Raw genomic sequence first — 18,164 nt, forward strand, 5'->3', positions numbered from 1 at the left:
CCGGTCCCATCCCGAACCCGGAAGCTAAGACCCACAGCGCCGATGGTACTGCACCCGAGAGGGTGTGGGAGAGTAGGACACCGCCGGACACAACATAAAACTAAGGCCTGAACTCAGCAATGGCGCAGAGTTCGGGCCTTAGTTGTGTCGAATGCAATTTTTCGCACGGCACTGAGCCGCGGTAGACTCAATGCTTGGCATTTGCAAAACGGGGTGTAGCGCAGCTTGGTAGCGCGCGTCGTTCGGGACGACGAGGCCGCAGGTTCAAATCCTGTCACCCCGACCATGTGAAGTCTCTGGTGTGTTCGGTCATGGTGGGTGACTGCGCCATCTAGGCGGGCAACCAGCCGGGCCCTTTCGCGGCTGCTGCCAGAACCGGGCATTGAACTGCATAAGTTTGGGGCGTGCGAATCAACGTCCGGGCTCGACTGCGCTCATCAAGCTCGTGCCCACTTTTCACAGATAGGCTGAGTTAGTGACAATTCAAGGCCCCACGCCTGAGCGCAGGCAACAGCAGAACAAGCTGAAGTACACGGCGTCTGCCGTTGCATTTCTTATTGGCTTCGCGGTGCTTCTCATTCTTATGCTTCCCAGCCCCTGGGCTTTCGCTGCCGGCATCGTTGTGGGTGGAGCCGCGGGGGGAGGCACATACGGGATGCTGTACGGACGCGAACTCAGCCTCCAGCGCAAGACTGAGGAATTGACCAACCAGAAGGAGTCACTCAGATCGCGTCTGAGCGACATCAAATCGACGGTTCACGACAAAGCCCACCAGTTTCCCCCCTCAAGCCACGGCCAGCTGCGTATGACAGTAGTCGGCTTGGAAGAGATCGTCGAACGCTGGGACACCCTTGACCGTGTCCCGGAGCAGCAAGACGCCGTTTTTCACACCATCTCTCGCCACCTGCCCAGGACTCTGCATCTGTTCTTGGGGCTGCCTGACTCGGCTAAGCCGAAGCATGCAGAAGAGTTCAAAGCACAGATCAATCTGGTAGCTCAGGCAGTCGCCAAGACCCGAGACCAAGTGGTGAAGAATGATCTGCAGGCGCTGAAGACCAATCGGGCGCTACTGGAAGAGGCGCTCACCGACCCCGATGAGCGCCTCTTCACAGATGAGGATCTATAGGCCTGGCATCAGCGCAGGAGCTCATACGCTGGAGTGGTGAGGTAGTCCTCGTAAGTCTCCGTGTCCAGCACCAGCTTCCTGACCACATCGGCAGCCGGTTCAAAGTACTTGCCGAAGGTCTCGGAGTCGTTGATCTCGGAGCGCAGCCGACTCACTTCTTCGTCGAGGAGCTTCTCCACCAGATCCGTAGTCACTGGCACCCCAGTGTCGGCGGTGACAGTTCCATTGTGAATCTGCTGCCAAACCTGGGATCGGGAAATCTCCGCGGTAGCGGCATCCTCCATGAGATTGTGAATAGCGACGGCACCGTTGCCGGACAGCCACACGGCGGTGTAATAGACAGCGACGTACAAGTTCATCCGTACTCCCTGCTCGGTCACATCGCCCTGTGCCGCCCCAATGTTGAGCAGGTCTTCTGCCGAGACGTCCACATCGTCGCGTTGCCGATCAATCTGGTTCGCTTTGTCTCCCAGTGCCTTGCTGAATTCTTCAGCGCAGAGGTCGACCATATCCGGGTGAGCCACCCACGAGCCGTCGAAACCGTCCTGAGCCTCGCGGGACTTATCCTCGCGGACCTTGTCCATGGCCTGGGCGGTCACTTCAGGTTCCCGCCGATTCGGGATGAATGCAGCCATTCCTCCCATGGCGAAGGCCCCGCGTCGGTGACACGTCTTCACCAGGAGTTCGGTGTAACTGCGCATGAACGGTTGGGTCATGGAGACTTGGGCTCGGTCGGGAAGTACGAAGTCTGATCCCGAGGCGCGGAAGTACTTGATGATGCTGAAGAGGTAGTCCCAGCGGCCAGCGTTGAGTCCGGAGGCGTGATCGCGAAGCTCGTAGAGAATCTCCTCCATCTGGAACGCCGCCGGAATAGTTTCAATCAGGACCGTCGCTCGGACAGTGCCGTGGGGGATGCCCAACTTCTCCTCCGCGAAGGTGAAGATCTCGTTCCAGAGCCGCGCCTCCAAGTAATGTTCGAGCTTAGGGAGGTAGTAGAAGGGGCCGGTGCCCTGTTCGCTGAGGACTTTGGCGTTGTGGAAGAAATGCAGGCCAAAGTCAACCAATGCGCCGATCGTTCGTTCGCCGTCGATGGTGATGTTCTTTTCTGGCAGGTGCCAGCCCCGGGGGCGCACAACGACCACTGGCAGGGGCACGTCATCCCGGAGGTTGTACTGCTTTCCTTCAGGAGAGGTGAACTGCAACGTGCCACGGGCAGCCTCATAGAGGTTCTTCTGCCCGTCGACAACATTCTGCCAAGATGGGGATAGCGCATCCTCCAAGCAGGCCAACCACACCTTGGCTCCGGAGTTCAGCGCATTGATTGCCATCTTCGCCGGAGCAGGGGGGCCCGTGATCTCAACACGGCGGTCAGCCAGGCTTTGCGGCTGCTCAGCGACGGTCCAGTCCCCCTTGCGAACGTCAGCCGTCTCAGCCGGAAACTCCATAGCACCTGTCCGCGCAGCCTGCTCTTGAGCTGCGGCGCGCTTGCTGAGTACATCGTCCCGGGGCCCAGCAAACTTGGCATGCAGCTCTTCAATAAACTGCAGAGCCTCCTCAGTGAGGATGAGGTCGGTGCCGTCGGCCTCGTAGGGGGGATTAACGGTGATGGCCATAGTTGCTCCTTAGGGTCACAGTGACATACGGGTTCACTGCACCCATTTCTATGTCATAGAATCCATAGTATGGAAGATGATGTCCACAATACGGACTCACTCACACGGCGCCAACCCCAGCGCGTACAGGTTATCGAGCGCGCCTTCGGACTGTTGGATGACCTGGTGCAGTTCGACGGTAGTGCGACCGCGGGTGAGCTCAAGGCGGCCTCCGGTCTGGCTGGTCCCACCGTTCATCGGCTGCTGCACACCTTGATCGCTCTGGGGGTGGTCCATCAGCTTCCCGATAAGCGCTACGCGCTCGGAGCCCATCTGGTGCCTCTGGGGGAAGGTGCCACGCGTCAATTGGGAGGGCTCGCCGTACCCCAAATGCAGTCCTTGGTCGCAGAGCTCGGCGAGAGCGTCAATATGGCTGCGATGGAGTCAGAGATGGTGGTCTACATCGCACAGGCCCCCTCGCCTCACTCCATGCGAATGTTCACCGAAGTGGGGCGCAAGGCGTATATGCATTCCACCGGCGTCGGGAAGGCAATGCTAGCGACGATGGAACCCCAGCGGGTGCGCGAGGTGCTGGCCTCCACGGGTATGCCAGCGATGACGCCTAAGACCCTCACGAAGCCCGAGGCGCTTGTCGACCAGCTGCCCGTCATCTCGCGGCAACGGTACGCTCTGGACGACGAGGAGCAAGAAGTTGGGGTCCGATGCCTGGCTGTGTCAATTCCCCATGGGCCCACGCGCATGGGCCTGTCCGTGTCCGGTCCGACCGCTCGGATGGATGATGCGTTCGTCCGGCATGCGGTACCACTGATGAATCGCACCGCGGCAGAAATCGGCCGCAAACTGTTGAGGCGCTGAAGCTGAGGCCGCGCCCCCTGCCTGCTTCATCTGACCACAGAGCTCAGCAAGAGACTCGTTTCTGAGTTCATAATTCCTTTAACCCCGCGCAGGCGACTCAGCAGAGCATCAAACTCCTGAAGGTCCCTGCATGAAATCTCCGCCACCAAGTCCCAGGCGCCATTGGTGGTGTGTAGAGCCGTGATTTCCGGGTAGCCGCGCAGCTCTGCAATCACCTGACTGGTCGCGCGCCCGAAGAGCTCAAGGAGGCTGATCGCTCTTATCTCGGAGATTTGCTGGGGATCACGAATTCGCACACTGAAACCGACAATGACACCTTGAGCGGTCAGCCTGTCGATCCGCTTCGTCACTGTGGCGCGCGAGACGCCCAGGCGTTCCGCCAGAGTCGACACTGGTGCACGCCCATCGCGCCTGAGCTCTGAAATGAGTGCGCGATCTACGTCCGTCAGCTTCTCCATGGCAATATGTTAGGTCATCAGTGGCACTCTGCTCAATCTCTGCGCAAAAGGTTTGCGTACTGGATATTTCGTTTGCACATCGATATCCGTACTCTGGTCTTATACCCTGCAAGCCCGGCGATGGAGGCCCCAATGACTCAGTTCGTGGACGTCAAGAACATGACACGGTGGATTCAACAAGACGGCGTCGAGCCGATCATGACCGCGATGGTCGAGTACCTCGAAGCGGACTTCGCGCGCTGGGAAGCGTTCGACAAAGTCCCGCGCGTTGCCAGCCATACTCCTTTCGGCGTGATCGAGCTCATGCCGACCTCGGACAATAAGGAGTATGCCTTCAAATACGTGAACGGCCATCCCTCTAATCCTGCCCGCGGATTTCAGACAGTGACCGCATTCGGGATGCTCGCTGAAGTCGACAACGGATACCCCACCTTTCTGGCAGAGATGACTCTGCTCACTGCACTGCGCACGGCAGCCACCTCGGCGATGGTGGCTCGTCGAGTGGCGCGACCCGGAGCCTCGGTGATGGCAATGATAGGTGCGGGTTCACAAGCGGAGTTTCAAGCCCTCGCTTTTCGTGCCCTTATGGGCATTGATCAGCTGCGCGTTTACGACGTCGACCCTGCTGCCGTCGAGAAGCTCCGCCGCAACCTTGAGCCCCTGGGCTTCGACATTCTTGCTGCTGGGTCAACCCCGGAAGCCTTGCTTGGCGCCGATATCGTGACCACTTGCACGGCGGACAAAGCCCGCGCCACTATCCTCAGCAGCGAACAGGTGCACAGTGGCGTCCATATCAATGCCGTCGGCGGTGACTGCCCTGGCAAGACGGAACTCGATCCACAGCTTCTGATGCGCAGCAAGGTGTTCGTTGAGTACCCCGAACAGACACGTATTGAAGGTGAGATCCAGCAGATGGCCCCCGACTTCCCCGTCACGGAATTTTGGAAGGTCCTGACCGGTGCAGAAGAGGGCCGGAGCTCGGAAGAGCAGATCACAATTTTCGACTCTGTGGGATTCGCCATAGCGGACTTCTCAGCGCTGCGCTGCTTGCGCGACGCCACCGCTGGGACGGATCTGCAGGCCCATATTGATTTGGTTGCTGATCCAGAGGATCCCAAGGATCTGTTCTCCTTGGTCAACACCCTGAAGCCGGTGGGTTAGTGATGGGCGTTCAACTCCTCGCTGCCGCCAATATGGCGCCCATGCAGTCACCTTCCCACGTAGTGATGGTGCGGCCCCACCGGTTCTCGGTCAACCAGGCCACAGCAGGCGACAATGCCTTTCAGCGTGATCTCAGCCTGAGCGGAAGCCAGGCTGCCCGTAGGGCCTACGCTGAGAGCACCCAGCTCGCCGATGCGCTGGCTCAGGAAGGGATCGGAGTCACCCTGGTCGATGATGAGCTCGGGCTGAGTCCGGACAGCGTCTTCCCGAACAATTGGTTCACCACCCATTCCGACGGCCGAGTGGTGCTGTGCCCGATGTTCGCGCCGAACCGCAGGCATGAGCGCAGGTCAGATATCCTTGAGCTCCTGGGTCGCCAGTTCGAAATTCGTGAAGTGCTGGATCTCAGCGAAGAAGAGAACCGCGGAGAATTTCTCGAGGGCACCGGATCGGTGGTCATCGACCATCGACGGGGGTTGGCCTATGGCGGCCGGTCCCACCGGCTGACGCCGCGACTGTTCCAGCGCTACTGCGCAGCGCTGGAATTGGAACCGGTGCTTTTTGACGCCGTGGACTCCTCCGGCACGCCGATTTATCACACAAATGTGATGATGAGCGTAGGGGAGACCGTCTCGGTGATCGCAAGTGGCCTGATCCCTGATGCGGCAGAGCGCGATCGTGTACTGAATCAACTGCGCTGTGCCAGTGAGACGATTGTGGAGCTCACTGAAGCTCAGGTTCGGCTTTTTTCGGGCAACGTCCTGCAGCTCACCGGCTCCGCAGGCCCGGTGCTCGTGATGTCGACCACCGCATACCGCGCACTGCGGTCCGACCAGATCGAGGCGATCAGGCGCACTTCACGGATCCTGACAAGTGATGTCTCGACCATCGAGTCCTCCGGCGGGTCTGTACGCTGCATGCTGGCGGGGGTCCACCTGCCGGGCCGTCAGTGACCAGAAGGCGCGATTTAGGAGTACCAGGCTGAAGCGTCCTCGTCGTGCCCGGCGTCGTCGTCTTCAGCGGTGGCGGAGTTGGCCTCCAGCTCCATCTGTCTCATCACGTCGGTGGGAGGGTTCACCATCAGAATCGCTTCATCACGGTAGCCGCGCAGCTCATCCTCGATGAAATGTGGCAGCGCCTCCTCAAGCGGGACGTCCCTTCCTTCACTTTCGGACCGCTGCCACCGGTAGTCCAAGAGTTGGTGCATGATCTCTGCAGGCTCTAGCTTGTTGCGCAGTTCTCGGGGAATCTTGCTGATCGTCGGCTGGAACACCTGCTGGGTCCACTTGTGTGCGGCCACAGCCTCGTCGCCGTGCGGGTCGATTGCTGCCCGGTACGCATCAATTGCGCCCAGCAGCCGCCTGGCCTGGTTCTCCTGGACGTCGAGGCCGGTCAGGGCCATGAGTCGGCGCTGATGGTGTCCTGGGTCCACCACTTTGGGCCGCAGCAGGAGGTGGCCCTCGTCACTGGCGGAGCGAATGTCGTACTCTTCCACGTCGAAGCCCAGTTCGTTGAGTCGCCGGATCCGCTCTTCCATCAGCCATTGCTGATCAGGGTTGAACGCTGTGTCTCCGGTGAGTTCGTGCCACAGGCCCCGGTACGAATCGATGAACTGCCCACTGGTAGCGACGGCGTCGACGTCCTCATCGACGAACCCTCCCTCCATAAGGTCCATCAGCTCACCGGCAATGTTTATCTGCGCGATTTCCAGATCATATTCGCGCTGGCCGGCTGAAAGCTTCGGGTGGAGCTCTCCCGTCTCTGCGTCCACCAGGTAGGCCTTGAAGTTCCCAGCGTCACGGCGGAAGAGCGTATTCGACAGTGACACATCCCCCCAGTAAAAACCGAGCAGGTGCAGCTCAACCATCAGCAGCGCCTGGGCATCAATCAGCCGCTGTAGCGTGGCCTTGCGCATCATCTGGTTGAACACCGCACGGTAGGGCAGCGAGAACCGCAGATGTCGAGTGACCAGCGCTGGCGAGAGCGGCTCGCCCTGCTCATCTGCGCGCCCTGTCACCTCGGCGACAGGTTTGACGCACGGTGCGCCCAACCGGCCCAGCTGGCGAAGCATCCGGTATTCGTGCCGGGCCGCACGCTCCGAGGTTTCTTTGATGGCGATCACAGAGCCACCCAGATAGGCGAACCGGACAATATGCCGGGAGATGCCCCGCGGCAGGGCGGCGAGCACGTCAGCTGGCCACTTGACCAGCGGCAGATGCCACGGCAGGTCCAGAAGTTCCTGGGGGATGGTGCCTGAGGCGGTGAGGCTCAGGCCGGTGGCGCGGGTCATGGTCCAAAGTCTAGGCCTAAGCCCGCACGGAAGGGGAGAGTTGGGCCGTTCACGCTGATGAGTCGGCTTGAGCCCTCAGCTCGATAATGCGATGCAGAACCGCAGCCAGGTCAGAAGGCTCGGGGACTCGGAAGCCTGCCTTCGTCTCACCCTGACCAATTTTGAGTCCCACATCCCCGGCACGCAGAACCGCGAATCCTTGCTCGTCAGTCACGTCGTCGCCGGCGAAAAAGACCGCGTCAGGAGAGGTCCAGTCGCGCAGTTCCTCGATAGCTTCTCCCTTGGTTGACTTCACCACGACGGCTTCGAGGATCTGCTTACCCTCCTTGATGTGCGCACCGTCAACCATCGCCAGCGCACTCCGAGCCTCGTCAAGGACTGCTTCTCCATAGACTTCGTCTTCAATGGGGCGTACGTGAATGGCACCACCTGCTGGCTTGTGCTCCACCCAGGCTCCCTCATGTTCGGCGGCGACGGACTCAAGTGTGCTGAGCACCTCTCGGCGCTCGGCAGTCTGTGCGGTGTCGAGCTCCAGCCCTGGGGAATCAGGGCCCATCCACCGCTCTGCGCCGTGGGAACCGAAGAGCAGAGCATCCGCGGGGGGACTTGCCAGCTCATGCAACGTCTGAAGTGGACGGCCCGACACGTAGGCGATCGTCACCCCGTCCACCTGGGCCAGCCGCTCTATTGCCTCAGCGTTGCCCGGGATGGGACGAGCCGACGCGGCATCGGCAACCAGTTCAGCGACGCAGCCGTCGAAGTCCAAGCACACCAGGAGAGATTCCCGGACAGCAAAATCTTTCAGTGCGGCTTCCAAGTCAGGGGGCAGGGCCATCTCAGTCTCCGTTCACTAGGGTGTGCCCGCTCCGGTGGCCGATTCCACCGCCGGCGCGGGACCGAATGTCACAATACACGGGCCCGATGGGGCACTGCGGCTATAGGGGCGCCGCCCTACAACTGGTGGAGGCGGTGCATAAACTCTTCAGCCCAACGCTGCACGTTGTGGCTGACCACCTGGCGGCGCAGGGAGCGCATGCGTTTGCGTGCGTCCTCCTGATCCAGCACCGCGGCCTGGACGATCGCCGCCTTAAGCTCGTCAATGTCATGGGGATTGATGAGTAGAGCTTGTCTGAGCTGGTCGGCGGCACCGGTGAACTCGCTGAGAACCAGGACTCCGGTCCCGTCTCTGCGGGCGGCGACATATTCCTTGGCCACCAAGTTCATGCCGTCACGTAGGGCTGTGACCAGCATGACGTCGGCCGCCAAGTACAACGCCACCATCTCCTCGACGGGATAGGAGTGATGCAGGTACCGAATGGCGGTGTGGCCCATCGTGTCGAACTCACCGTTGATTCTGCCCACCGCTAGTTCAATCTCGTCGCGCAGCCGTTGGTAGGACTCCACTCCTTCGCGTGAAGGGGAGGCGATCTGGACCATGGTGTGCTTGCCCACCTGGAGCTTCTCCTGCTGCAGGAGCTCTTCGTAGGCCTTCATGCGGTGGCGGATGCCCTTGGTGTAGTCCAACCGGTCTACGCCCAAGAAGATCGTCTCGGGGTTGCCCAGCTCGGCGCGAATCTGCGCAGCGCGGGAGATGATTTTCGGGTTGTTGGACAGTTCCACGATCCGGTCTGTGTCGATCGAGATGGGGAAGGCAGTGGCTTCGGACGGCCGGAAGGTTCCGTCAGCCGGGGCTGATAGCTGCCGTGGGGCAGTTCCGCGGGCCGGGTCGGCGGTAAAGCCTTCCAGCGGTGCCGCAGCCTCGTCCTCCAACGGCACGTATACGCGATCTGATTTGATGTAGAAGCCCAGCCTGTCCCGGACCGCGCGTTGAAAGTTCTTGGCGTCAGATTCTCTCTGGAAGCCGATGAGATCCGCACCTAGAAGGCCCTTCATCACCGGATGACGCCAGGGCAGCTGCGCGAACAGCCCCGGGGGTGGGAACGGAATGTGGTTGAAGAAGCCGATCTTCACGTCAGGGCGGATGTCGCGCAGCATCTGCGGAACCAACTGCATCTGATAGTCCTGAACCCAGACAGTCGCCTTCTCGGCGGCGACCGCAGCGGCGGCCTCCGCAAACCGTTGGTTCACCCGCTTATACGCGTCCCACCAGTGACGGTGGAACAATGGGCGTGCGATGACATCGTGATAGAGCGGCCAGAGGGTGCCGTTGGAGAACCCCTCATAGAAGTCCTCGACCTCTTCCTCGCTCAGCGGCACCGGGTGGAGGTGCATGCTGTCGTGGTCGAAGGGTTCCAAGGTCTCATCTGCGGCACCGTGCCAGCCGACCCAGGCACCTCCCGAACTGGCCAGGATCGGCGCCAGTGCAGTGACCAGGCCGCCGGGGGAGCGTTGCCAGCCGGTCGAACCGTCGCTGGCGGTGACACCATTGACGGCGAGTCGGTTGGCGACCACCACAAAGTCATATCCGGTCCGGTGTGTGTCCTTCTCGGCAGTCTCCGTCATCGCGTGCTCGCCCCTTTCGGCTCTTTGTTTCACCCTACCCTGAGCGGTTAGACACGAGCGGTATCCTGGACCCGTTGTCCTCAGTCTTCAGACCATACTCAAATGGAGCTCCTCTATGGCACGAAACGGCGTCAGTGCGCGCGAACAAGCCCGCAAACTCCAGCAGGAGCAGGAGCGCAAGCAGAAGATGCAGTCTCTGCTGCTGCGGATTGGCGTTGTTGTCGTGGCGGTCGCCGTCGTGTTGGGACTGACCCTTTGGGTCGTCAACCGTGGGGATAACGGCAACTACACGGAGGGACCGGCGCCTACTGCAGCGAATGAGCAGGGTGGATTCGTGCTGACCTCCTCCTCGGAGCTGGCGGAGGGTGACGATATCGGCACTGTCGACGCGGAGAACATAGAGGATGTCCCGGCTGCGGAATCGCCCGAGGATATGCCGGTCGGTGTGGAACCGCGCGAAGAAGGCGAGCCGCCGCATGTGGTGATCTACACCGACGCTGCCTGCCCCGGTTGTGGGAGCTTCGAGGCGGCCTACCACCAGATGCTGACCGACTGGGTGGACGCCGGTGCAATTACGTTGGAGTATCGCTCTGTCCAGTTCCAGCCAACTGCGTACTCAGCGCGCGCAGCAAACGCCTTCGCCTGTATGGCCGAGGAACATCCGGAGCACTTTTCGCCGTTCCTCGGTTCGGTCACCGCAGAGAGCGCTCAGGGCGCGGACTATTCAAACGAGGAGCTCTCAGCGCGTGCGGAGGACGACTACGGGGTAGACATCTCCGACTGTGTGGAGGATGGGGACTACCGCGCCTTCGTCAGCTACACCACGGGTCTGGCCAGCGCCAACGGCGTAACGGCCACTCCGTCCATCTATGTGGATGGTGAACAGGTCGAAGACATTATGGCCACCGGAGAGGTCATTCTCGCCGCCGTGGAGGATTATCAGAGCGAGACCGGTGAAGAGCTGGCTGATGAGGTCGAGGAGGACGTGGAAGACGTCGAGGATGAAGACATCGAAGAGGGCGACGACGCCGAAAACGAGTAATCTTCCCTGCTCGGTTAACCGCGCGCCTCACGCGAGTTGGTCAGAATGGCCGACTCGGCGCTAGACTGGTGTGCCGGTGCAGCGCCTTATGAGCGCCGCCCGTGCCTCCTTAGCTCAGCTGGTAGAGCAACTGTCTTGTAAACAGTAGGTCCTCGGTTCGAACCCGGGAGGAGGCTCCATCAACGCCCCGTGCCCGAGCGTCGGACTCTAACCACTAAGTTCTCGGTGGTCAGCTACCGCACCGTGGCGGTTATGGCCAGCGGATCTTCGCAGATTACGAGCGCGTTCGAGGTGCTCACGCTGCTTCTTGGCTTTCTTATCGCTGGCCTTGGTGTCGCGTGCGGGCAATTGGAGATCTTCTTCTGCAGATATTCCTGCCTGTAGTTCGCGGGCTCGTTCAATTTCGCTATCAATTTCAGCCCCGAAGAGCAAGATCGCGTTAATAATGTAGAGCCACAGCAGCAAGATGATGACACCAGCGAGGGCCCCGTACGTGGCATTGTAATTTCCAAAATTGGACACATAGAAGAAGAAGCCCGCAGACGCCAGGACCGCAACGACTATGGCGACCAGCGCACCAATACTTATCCAACGGAACTTCGGCTGCTGCACGTTAGGGGTGGCGTAGTACAGCAGAGCCACAGCGAATATCACCACAAAACCAAGAAGGAACCATTGAGCAATGTTCCACACGGTCATCGCGACAATGCCCAGCCCTATCGCGCTTCCTACGGCTTGGGCCACAGGGCCCGACAACACGAAGACCATCAGGGCAACTGTTAACAGCACCAGGAGAAGGGCGGTGAGGAGGTACATCTGCACATTGAGCTTGATGCCTCCACGGCCCTCAGGAACTTCGTAGATAACGTTCATTGCCCGACCGAAGGCCTTCACATAACTCGACGCCGACCACAACGCGATCAGGAGACCGATAATCAACCCAACTCCGGGAGCAGGGGCGGTGAGGATAGATTCCAGTGCCGGTTGCACGGTGTCCCATGTCTCGGCAGGAACAGTCCCTTGAGCCTCATCGAGCACTGCGGTGACGGTCGTACCGCTTTGGCCAAACAGGCTCAACAGAGATACCAGAGCGATCAATGCCGGAAAAATTGCGAGAACCATGCGGTAGGTAAGGCTCGCAGCCAGATCGAGGCAACCGTCGGTGGTGAACTCTCGGAGTGTGCTTTTGAGTATGAACATCCACGAGGGCTTCGTGATCTCAGTAGGGGACCCGGGCTTCCTGTTGTCTTCGGGGTGCGGAGCGTTTGCGTTCACACTTTGCGTGTTTGTGCGGGAGTGGTGAGCCATCAGAGGCCCCTTTCTTGGAATGATTTCTGGGGCATCAACCCCTTCAACGACTGGGCTCCTCAGGCTGAACGACCTCCCCAATCTTCAGAAGCCCCTGAAATTCGCGAGCCTGCGACTGTCGAAGCTGCCGGGCTGCTCGGTTCGAACTCCGTCGGGAGCTCCATCAACAACCCGCGTCAAGAACTGCTGGGCAGCTCAAGTCATTGTGGTGGAGGCCCCAGCTTTGTTCCTCCGCGGACACCAAGGACGCCGGGCTCGCTTTAGTGCTAACCCGGCGTCCTGGCGAGTCAGGCCGAGAGGACCTGGTGATGGCTATCCTCGATCATCGGTGAGTCTCAGGCCGATCGTCGCCTTCGACCTCGATTTCTTCTTTGCGGACATCGCCCTCAACAGTCTCTGTATCCTGAACAGTCCGCTTACCGACGTTGACCTTTTCGGTCGCGACAGTCTCCTTATCTACGACCGGGTGCTCTTCACGCAGTGTGACGGTCTCCTCGACAGCAGCAGCATCCCCGTCAATACTGCCGGTGGACCGGGCTTCAGGGGAGTTGGGATCGATGCTCTCTCGCTCGACCACGAGCTCCTCACGCTTCACCGGGACCTCGACGTTTTGGTGCTCAGTACGGACGCGTTTACGTAGCCGAGCCTGGCCGCTCTGGTGCTGTTCGGTGCCAACCTTGAGCCGTTCCTCGTGAGCGGTTGCCTGAGCCTCGGCGTCGACGTGATCACCCGCGCCGGCGCCTGCCGAGGGAGCCCCAGGTCCGGTCACATCGGCGCTACCCGCCTGAGGGTCGGAGGTGCGCGTACCAGAAGCTGCGCCGGAGCCGAGCTGGTAGTAGTCGAAGATTCGATGCTGCTCGTCGCCTTCAAGGGGCCCGTTAGCGTCGATGTTTGGCGCGTCCCCAATGAAGTCTTTGGTGTACGGCACCTTCAGTCCCTCGGACGTGTGGTGAGCGTCCTGGTAGGGTACGAACGTTTCTTTGGTCCCGAAAAGCCCGGTATTGACGGTGACAAACTTGGGTTCATCGGTGTTGGTGTCCAGGTAGATCTGGCCGACTGTACCGACCTTCTTGTTCTCGCTGTCGTAGACGGTTGCGCCTTCGAGTGCGTCCAAATCAATGTTTCGTGTATCCATGGGGTGCTCACTTTCGTTCTAGATCCTGATCAATTGCCCGGCCGGGGCTCTTGCCTTAATGCAAGAGGTGTCAAAACTAGGACGCGTAGGTGGTGTGAGCGTGGACACACCCTGATGAATTGCTGGACTCCTCTACCTGAATCTGTCCAGGTCAGAGCCCCAAACAAGGATGTTTCGGCGTGAGGCAATGTAGTCGTACAAGACAGAAGCCTGCCCCAACATACGTAGCCGCTGTGCAGAGGAGGTTGCGGATAAACACTTGGTCAAGGTTTCTCCAGGGGCATATGCTGTACGGCGTTGCCTGGAGTATCCGCCTGTTGGGTGACTTCTTCGTGGGGCTTCTCCCCACTAAGTCTCTTGCTGATGATGGGCACTGTGCGTCGTGTGCCCCGAGGAGGATCTCGTGGAATCCGCGTCACGGGCCCGTAGGCCTGAAGAACCTGCTGCTGACCGCAGGTCGTTGGTGATGGACAACGCCCGTATGCCGATCGCGGACAAGCTGACTATCGGTGCCCTGCTGATCGCGGCGTTCGTCATGATCCTCAACGAGACGATCATGAATGTGGCCCTGACTCCGCTCATGGAGCAGTTCCAGGTCGCCGAGACGACGGTGCAGTGGCTTACCACCGCGTTCATGCTCACACTTGCGGTGGTCATTCCGACCACCGGGTTCATCATCGGTCGGTTCAGCCTGCGAAGCGTCTTCACTGCAGCAATGATTCTGTTTATCGCTGGTACCGCGCTCAGCGCTGCGGCCCCGGGGTTCAGCTTCCTGGTGGCTGGCCGTGTGGTGCAGGCGGCAGGTACTGCCATCATGCTGCCGCTCCTGATGACCACGGTACTGACGCTAGTGCCGCTGCGTCGCCGCGGGGTGGTGATGGGAAACATCGCGATCGTCATCTCAGTGGCCCCTGCAACGGGACCGGCGCTTTCCGGGTTCATCCTTCACCTGGCTGAGTGGCGCTGGTTGTTTCTGACCATTCTGCCTATTGCGCTGGCAGCGTTGTTCCTAGGGCGCCCCAGGCTGAACACTGAGCCCGGAAGCGTGGGCAAACCACTCAACGTGCCCTCGCTGCTGCTCGCAGTGCCCGGCTTCGGAGGTTTGGTCTACGGCATCAGCCAGATCGGGGGTGGGCACGGCACAGAGGATGTCGAAGCGGCTGCGGAGGGTCCCGGCGTCGATCCTGTGGCCGTCGGGGTGCTCATTGTCGGGGTCTGCAGCCTGGCCGCTTTTGCCCTGCTCCAGGTCCGCCTCCAGCGGAGCGACTCTGCGCTGCTGAGCCTCAAGCCCTTCAGGTACACCATGTTCACCCGCAGTCTGCTCATGATGCTGATGATGATGGTGGCGCTGTTCGGAGCGCTCATTCTGCTTCCGCTGTTCCTCCAATCGGTGCGCGGGCTCGACACCCTGGCCACCGGTTTGCTCATGCTGCCCGGGGGCCTGCTGATGGCTCTTATGGCGCCGTTTATCGGACGCATATATGACCGAGTAGGACCTAAGCCGCTGGTGATTCCGGGAGCTTCGATCCTGATCCTGGCCCTGTTCTGCATGAGCCTGCTGCAACCGGAGACAGAGCTGTGGATGGTCTTGAGCCTGCATCTGGTGCTCTCGGGCGGCCTGGCTCTGCTATTCACGCCGGCGTTCACCACGGCTATGAACCCGCTGCCGCAGCCGTTGTACTCCCACGGGTCCGCGGTGCTCAACACGCTTCAACAGTTGGCCGCGGCCATCGGGACTGCCGCGCTGGTGGCGCTGGTAGGCCTCGGAGCAGCCTTGGCAGCGGCCCAAGGAGCTGACCCGGATCAGGCGGCACTGGAAGGATTCCGTTTGGCTTTCCGGTCCGCAGCTGCGCTGAGCATAGGCACGCTCCTGCTAGGCATGACCCTGCGTGCCACGCCCCCGGACGCGAACGCCGCCCGTTCGACAGGCTCACGCGCCTCCGCGATCCAGTAAGGTCACAGTTCTCCGCGACAACCCCTGACAACCTGACGAAGCTGCGGGGTGGTTGCCTGCGAACTAAGGCAGGGCAGCGGTGAGACGCGTGGGTCAATGGTCGATGGTCTCTGCCAGACGCGCCACCACCGCCGCGACCTCGGGGCCGAACATGATTGGGTCGTTGTGGTCAGCAGTCTCGACAACCCGTTCCTCCACGAGATTGGGAGCCGCGGCGGCAACGTCGGCACTGAGCCGAGCCGGGACGACCGAGTCGTGTTCCGCCCGGATTACAGAGATCGGGACCTGGGTTTGACTCACGTGCGTGGTGACCGGAAACTCGTCGCGAAGAATCGTGCGCACCGGAAGCCATGGGTAGTGTTCGCGAGCTACGTCCGCCAATTCAGTGAAAGGAGAGCGGAACGCTGCTGCGGCTGGCGGGTGGTGGGTCAGCAGCGCTGCGATCACGCCGCCGCCGATGGACTCTCCAAAGTAGATGGTGCGCTCAGGCGGGTAACCCTGGCTCTCGAGGGCGTCGACAGCCGCCAGGCCATCACGGATGAGTCCTGTCTCACTGGGGGTGCCCGGGTTGGTGCTGTATCCGCGATAGTCCAGGACCAGCACGGCGAAACCCTGCTCCTGAAGCTCTCGGGCCAAGCCAGCCCGTGACGCCCGGTTTCCACCATTGCCCGGGGTCATGAGCACGGCTAAATCTCGATCCTCAACCTCCGGCGAGGACGGGGCGAACCAGGCACCCAGGTCGAGTCCGTCAGAGGTTCTGAGGGTGAGCTCCTCACCACCTGGGAGGACATCGGCAACCGGCGGCACCTCAGAGGTCTCTGGGAAGTAGATCATAGAGCGTTGAAAGGCCCAGACGAGTACCAACACCATCGCGATCCCCACCAAGATTGTCACAGTTCCGGCCATGAGTTTCCGGCCGCGCGAATGGGCCTCCGGTGACTGGTCGTCTCTTGTCATAGGACCATGATCGCTGATGGACCGGGCCTTGACGTGACGGACCTCCAGGGGGAGAGACGAAAGAAGGGGACCAGCCCGCACCGAGCTGGTCCCCTCTCAGCGAGTTGTCTCTCTCGCTGTGTCGCACCCAAGTGCCGCTAGCTTACCGAAGGCTGCATGTATTACGCAACTCTAGGCTTACGAAATACAAGAGCATATCTGGCCCAGTGGCACCGTGCTCGCACAAGGCAGTCCTCAGTGCTGCGATCGCAACCGCATTCGGGCACTTTGATACCGTCAAGACTGTCCGAGGGGAGCTCCCAAAAAGGAGCTGAGATCGCGCTGAGCACTCGCGCGGGACCCTATGAACCTGACGCGGCTCGTACCGCCGGAGGGAAAGGAGCGCCGTATGACACTGTTCCAACGTCTGAAGACTGCCGCCGAAGCCGAATGGTCGGCATACACGGATCACAGCTTTCTGCATCAACTCGAAGCCGGCACCCTGCCGAAAGCGGCTTTTCAGAACTACCTCATACAGGACTATCTGTTCCTGATCCAGTTTGCTCGCGCCTACGCCCTGGCCGCGTACAAGGGCCGCACCTTGGCTGACATCACCCAAGGCCTACGCGGGCTCAGCGCATCAGTGGAAGAGACGGAGCTGCACGTCCGGCTCTGCGCGAGGTGGGGCATCAGCCGAGAAGAGATGGAAGCCACCCCGGAGCATCCCGCGACGGTGGCATACACCCGATACGTGTTAGACGCGGGAATGCGCGGAGACCTCCTTGACCTTCAGGTTGCCCTGGCGCCGTGTGTGGTGGGCTATGCCGAGATCGGAGCCCGGCTCCAGCCTGCCTTAGATGCGAATCCCGACCACCCGTACGCCGATTGGATTGCCGAGTACGCGTCGGATCAGTCTCAACAGCTCGCGACCGATGCTGTCGCCGACATTGACGCCCTGGGGGAGCGCTTTCTTCCGGAGGGGCGCTTTAACGAGGTTGCCGAGACATTCGCGACTGCCACACGCATGGAAGCCGCCTTCTGGCAGATGGGCTTGGAGACGCCAGTCGGTGCGCAGACGCTAGGCTGAGCCGCGAGGAATAGTCCCAGTGGTTCAGTGTTAAGCAGGGTATGGCTGATCAGAGAAAAGTTGTCATCGTCGGAGGGCACGGAAAGATTGCACTCCTGGCCGCCCCCAAGCTCGTGGAAGCTGGATTCTCAGTAGAGTCCATTATTCGCAACCCGGAGCAGGCGGAAGAAGTCACCGCCACTGGCGCTTCGCCCGTGGTTCTAGACGTCGAGAGCGCCGACTCTGAGGCCTTGGCGGAGGTTTTCTCCGGCGCCGAGGCAGTCGTGTTCTCCGCCGGCGCAGGCGGCGGGAACCCGGCTCGGACCAAAGCAGTCGACCAGGACGCCGCTATCCGCACGATGGATGCCGCCGCCCAGGCGGGGGTGAGCCGCTATGTCATGGTCTCCTATGCCCGCTCTGAGGTGGACATCCACCAGCTTGACCCGGAGAGCTCCTTCTATCCCTATGCAGCGGCCAAGCATCACGCGGACAACCACCTGCGTGGTACTGAGCTCCAGTACACCATCCTGGGGCCGGGAGCGCTGACAACCGAACCAGCTACCCGACAGATTACGGTGGTCGACGCTGACAGCGCGGCAGAGGCCAGCTCCGAAGGCGGCAAAGAAGCAGTGTCGACCTCGCGGGCAAACGTCGCAGAGGTCATTTCACATGTTCTCACCGCTGACGTCGCGCGGCGCAGCACCGTGAATTTCTTCGACGGGGAAACGCCTATCGCGGAGGCCATACGCTGAGTTGG

General features: G+C 60.8%; 16 protein-coding genes, 2 tRNA genes, 1 rRNA gene and 1 riboswitch. Of the genes, 11 read left to right on the forward strand and 8 right to left on the reverse strand.

The genetic code is table 11. The annotated features are described in order from the left end of the window. The 3 genes from rrf to D3250_RS05055 all read left to right on the forward strand — a co-directional run. Positions 1-89: ribosomal RNA gene (gene rrf, locus D3250_RS05045) — 5S ribosomal RNA — on the forward strand; the annotation flags it as partial. A gap of 120 nt (positions 90-209) precedes the next feature. Then, positions 210-286, forward strand: a tRNA-Pro gene (locus tag D3250_RS05050). A gap of 189 nt (positions 287-475) precedes the next feature. Continuing rightward, entirely contained in the window at positions 476-1,126 is a 651-nt protein-coding gene (locus D3250_RS05055; RefSeq protein WP_119902316.1) for a hypothetical protein, read from the forward strand. 8 nt (positions 1,127-1,134) lie between these two features. Here D3250_RS05055 and aceB read toward each other — a convergent pair whose 3' ends face one another. After that, positions 1,135-2,739, reverse strand: a complete 1,605-nt coding sequence (aceB, locus tag D3250_RS05060) for a malate synthase A (RefSeq protein WP_119902317.1) — start codon at positions 2,737-2,739, stop codon at positions 1,135-1,137. Positions 2,740-2,808: 69 nt separating this feature from the next. On the opposite strand from aceB, the gene D3250_RS05065 reads away from it, so the two are divergent. Beyond that, positions 2,809-3,594, forward strand: a complete 786-nt coding sequence (locus tag D3250_RS05065; RefSeq protein WP_119902318.1) for an IclR family transcriptional regulator — start codon at positions 2,809-2,811, stop codon at positions 3,592-3,594. 26 nt (positions 3,595-3,620) lie between these two features. Here D3250_RS05065 and D3250_RS05070 read toward each other — a convergent pair whose 3' ends face one another. Next, positions 3,621-4,052, reverse strand: a complete 432-nt coding sequence (locus tag D3250_RS05070; RefSeq protein WP_119902319.1) for an Lrp/AsnC family transcriptional regulator — start codon at positions 4,050-4,052, stop codon at positions 3,621-3,623. A 132-nt stretch (positions 4,053-4,184) separates the two neighbouring features. Between D3250_RS05070 and ocd the strand changes: the two genes are divergently transcribed. Continuing rightward, a complete protein-coding gene (gene ocd / locus D3250_RS05075) occupies positions 4,185-5,213 on the forward strand; it encodes an ornithine cyclodeaminase (protein ID WP_119902320.1) in 1,029 nt (342 codons plus the stop codon). A gap of 2 nt (positions 5,214-5,215) precedes the next feature. Beyond that, positions 5,216-6,166 (forward strand): citrulline utilization hydrolase CtlX, encoded by a 951-nt coding sequence (gene ctlX / locus D3250_RS05080; protein ID WP_119902321.1) that lies wholly within the window; start codon positions 5,216-5,218, stop codon positions 6,164-6,166. A gap of 14 nt (positions 6,167-6,180) precedes the next feature. Here ctlX and D3250_RS05085 read toward each other — a convergent pair whose 3' ends face one another. From D3250_RS05085 to D3250_RS05095, 3 genes are all read right to left on the reverse strand, one after another. Continuing rightward, on the reverse strand, positions 6,181-7,503 hold the full coding sequence (locus D3250_RS05085) for a DUF4032 domain-containing protein (protein WP_119902322.1): 1,323 nt from the start codon (positions 7,501-7,503) through the stop codon (positions 6,181-6,183). Positions 7,504-7,552: 49 nt separating this feature from the next. After that, the gene (otsB, locus tag D3250_RS05090) at positions 7,553-8,338 is read right to left on the reverse strand and encodes a trehalose-phosphatase (protein ID WP_119902323.1); all 786 of its coding nucleotides are present in this window, start codon (positions 8,336-8,338) and stop codon (positions 7,553-7,555) included. Between the two features lie 116 nt (positions 8,339-8,454). Further along, positions 8,455-9,966, reverse strand: coding sequence for an alpha,alpha-trehalose-phosphate synthase (UDP-forming) (locus D3250_RS05095; RefSeq protein WP_119902324.1), 1,512 nt, complete (start codon positions 9,964-9,966; stop codon positions 8,455-8,457). A gap of 115 nt (positions 9,967-10,081) precedes the next feature. Here D3250_RS05095 and D3250_RS05100 point away from each other — a divergent pair, with 115 nt between their 5' ends. Continuing rightward, complete coding sequence (locus D3250_RS05100; protein ID WP_119902325.1) at positions 10,082-11,008, forward strand: thioredoxin domain-containing protein; 927 nt, start codon at positions 10,082-10,084, stop codon at positions 11,006-11,008. A gap of 103 nt (positions 11,009-11,111) precedes the next feature. Next, positions 11,112-11,187 (forward strand) — tRNA-Thr (locus tag D3250_RS05105). Positions 11,188-11,215: 28 nt separating this feature from the next. Here D3250_RS05105 and D3250_RS05110 read toward each other — a convergent pair. Both D3250_RS05110 and D3250_RS05115 read right to left on the reverse strand, forming a co-directional pair. After that, positions 11,216-12,208: a YihY/virulence factor BrkB family protein gene (locus tag D3250_RS05110; RefSeq protein ID WP_225973163.1), complete on the reverse strand. Its 993-nt coding sequence runs from the start codon at positions 12,206-12,208 to the stop codon at positions 11,216-11,218. Between the two features lie 430 nt (positions 12,209-12,638). Continuing rightward, a complete protein-coding gene (locus D3250_RS05115) occupies positions 12,639-13,451 on the reverse strand; it encodes a DUF2382 domain-containing protein (RefSeq protein ID WP_119902327.1) in 813 nt (270 codons plus the stop codon). 403 nt (positions 13,452-13,854) lie between these two features. Here D3250_RS05115 and D3250_RS05120 point away from each other — a divergent pair, with 403 nt between their 5' ends. After that, positions 13,855-15,405, forward strand: coding sequence for a DHA2 family efflux MFS transporter permease subunit (locus D3250_RS05120; protein WP_225973164.1), 1,551 nt, complete (start codon positions 13,855-13,857; stop codon positions 15,403-15,405). A gap of 93 nt (positions 15,406-15,498) precedes the next feature. Here the strand turns inward: D3250_RS05120 and D3250_RS05125 are convergent, their stop codons facing one another. Continuing rightward, complete coding sequence (locus D3250_RS05125) at positions 15,499-16,362, reverse strand: alpha/beta hydrolase (protein WP_225973165.1); 864 nt, start codon at positions 16,360-16,362, stop codon at positions 15,499-15,501. A gap of 279 nt (positions 16,363-16,641) precedes the next feature. Beyond that, positions 16,642-16,756, forward strand: a riboswitch (TPP riboswitch). Here D3250_RS05125 and D3250_RS05130 point away from each other — a divergent pair. Together D3250_RS05130 and D3250_RS05135 are read left to right on the forward strand one after the other, a co-directional pair. Next, complete coding sequence (locus D3250_RS05130; RefSeq protein WP_119902329.1) at positions 16,751-17,428, forward strand: TenA family protein; 678 nt, start codon at positions 16,751-16,753, stop codon at positions 17,426-17,428. (Overlaps the previous riboswitch by 6 nt.) A gap of 41 nt (positions 17,429-17,469) precedes the next feature. Then, complete coding sequence (locus D3250_RS05135; RefSeq protein WP_119902330.1) at positions 17,470-18,159, forward strand: SDR family oxidoreductase; 690 nt, start codon at positions 17,470-17,472, stop codon at positions 18,157-18,159. Positions 18,160-18,164: the final 5 nt, after the last annotated feature.

This window comes from Nesterenkonia natronophila, assembly GCF_003595215.1.
GTDB classification, from domain to species: Bacteria; Actinomycetota; Actinomycetes; order Actinomycetales; family Micrococcaceae; genus Nesterenkonia; species Nesterenkonia natronophila.

What these genes read in the sequence shown, in the direction of transcription:
- aceB (WP_119902317.1), bottom strand. Translation starts at nt 2,739, where the DNA reads ATGGCCATCACCGTTAATCCCCCCTACGAGGCCGACGGCACCGACCTC.
- D3250_RS05065 (WP_119902318.1), top strand. Translation starts at nt 2,809, where the DNA reads ATGGAAGATGATGTCCACAATACGGACTCACTCACACGGCGCCAACCC.
- D3250_RS05070 (WP_119902319.1), bottom strand. Translation starts at nt 4,052, where the DNA reads ATGGAGAAGCTGACGGACGTAGATCGCGCACTCATTTCAGAGCTCAGG.
- ocd (WP_119902320.1), top strand. Translation starts at nt 4,185, where the DNA reads ATGACTCAGTTCGTGGACGTCAAGAACATGACACGGTGGATTCAACAA.
- ctlX (WP_119902321.1), top strand. Translation starts at nt 5,216, where the DNA reads ATGGGCGTTCAACTCCTCGCTGCCGCCAATATGGCGCCCATGCAGTCA.
- D3250_RS05085 (WP_119902322.1), bottom strand. Translation starts at nt 7,503, where the DNA reads ATGACCCGCGCCACCGGCCTGAGCCTCACCGCCTCAGGCACCATCCCC.
- otsB (WP_119902323.1), bottom strand. Translation starts at nt 8,338, where the DNA reads ATGGCCCTGCCCCCTGACTTGGAAGCCGCACTGAAAGATTTTGCTGTC.
- D3250_RS05095 (WP_119902324.1), bottom strand. Translation starts at nt 9,966, where the DNA reads ATGACGGAGACTGCCGAGAAGGACACACACCGGACCGGATATGACTTT.
- D3250_RS05100 (WP_119902325.1), top strand. Translation starts at nt 10,082, where the DNA reads ATGGCACGAAACGGCGTCAGTGCGCGCGAACAAGCCCGCAAACTCCAG.
- D3250_RS05110 (WP_225973163.1), bottom strand. Translation starts at nt 12,208, where the DNA reads ATGTTCATACTCAAAAGCACACTCCGAGAGTTCACCACCGACGGTTGC.
- D3250_RS05115 (WP_119902327.1), bottom strand. Translation starts at nt 13,451, where the DNA reads ATGGATACACGAAACATTGATTTGGACGCACTCGAAGGCGCAACCGTC.
- D3250_RS05125 (WP_225973165.1), bottom strand. Translation starts at nt 16,362, where the DNA reads ATGACAAGAGACGACCAGTCACCGGAGGCCCATTCGCGCGGCCGGAAA.
- D3250_RS05130 (WP_119902329.1), top strand. Translation starts at nt 16,751, where the DNA reads ATGACACTGTTCCAACGTCTGAAGACTGCCGCCGAAGCCGAATGGTCG.
- D3250_RS05135 (WP_119902330.1), top strand. Translation starts at nt 17,470, where the DNA reads ATGGCTGATCAGAGAAAAGTTGTCATCGTCGGAGGGCACGGAAAGATT.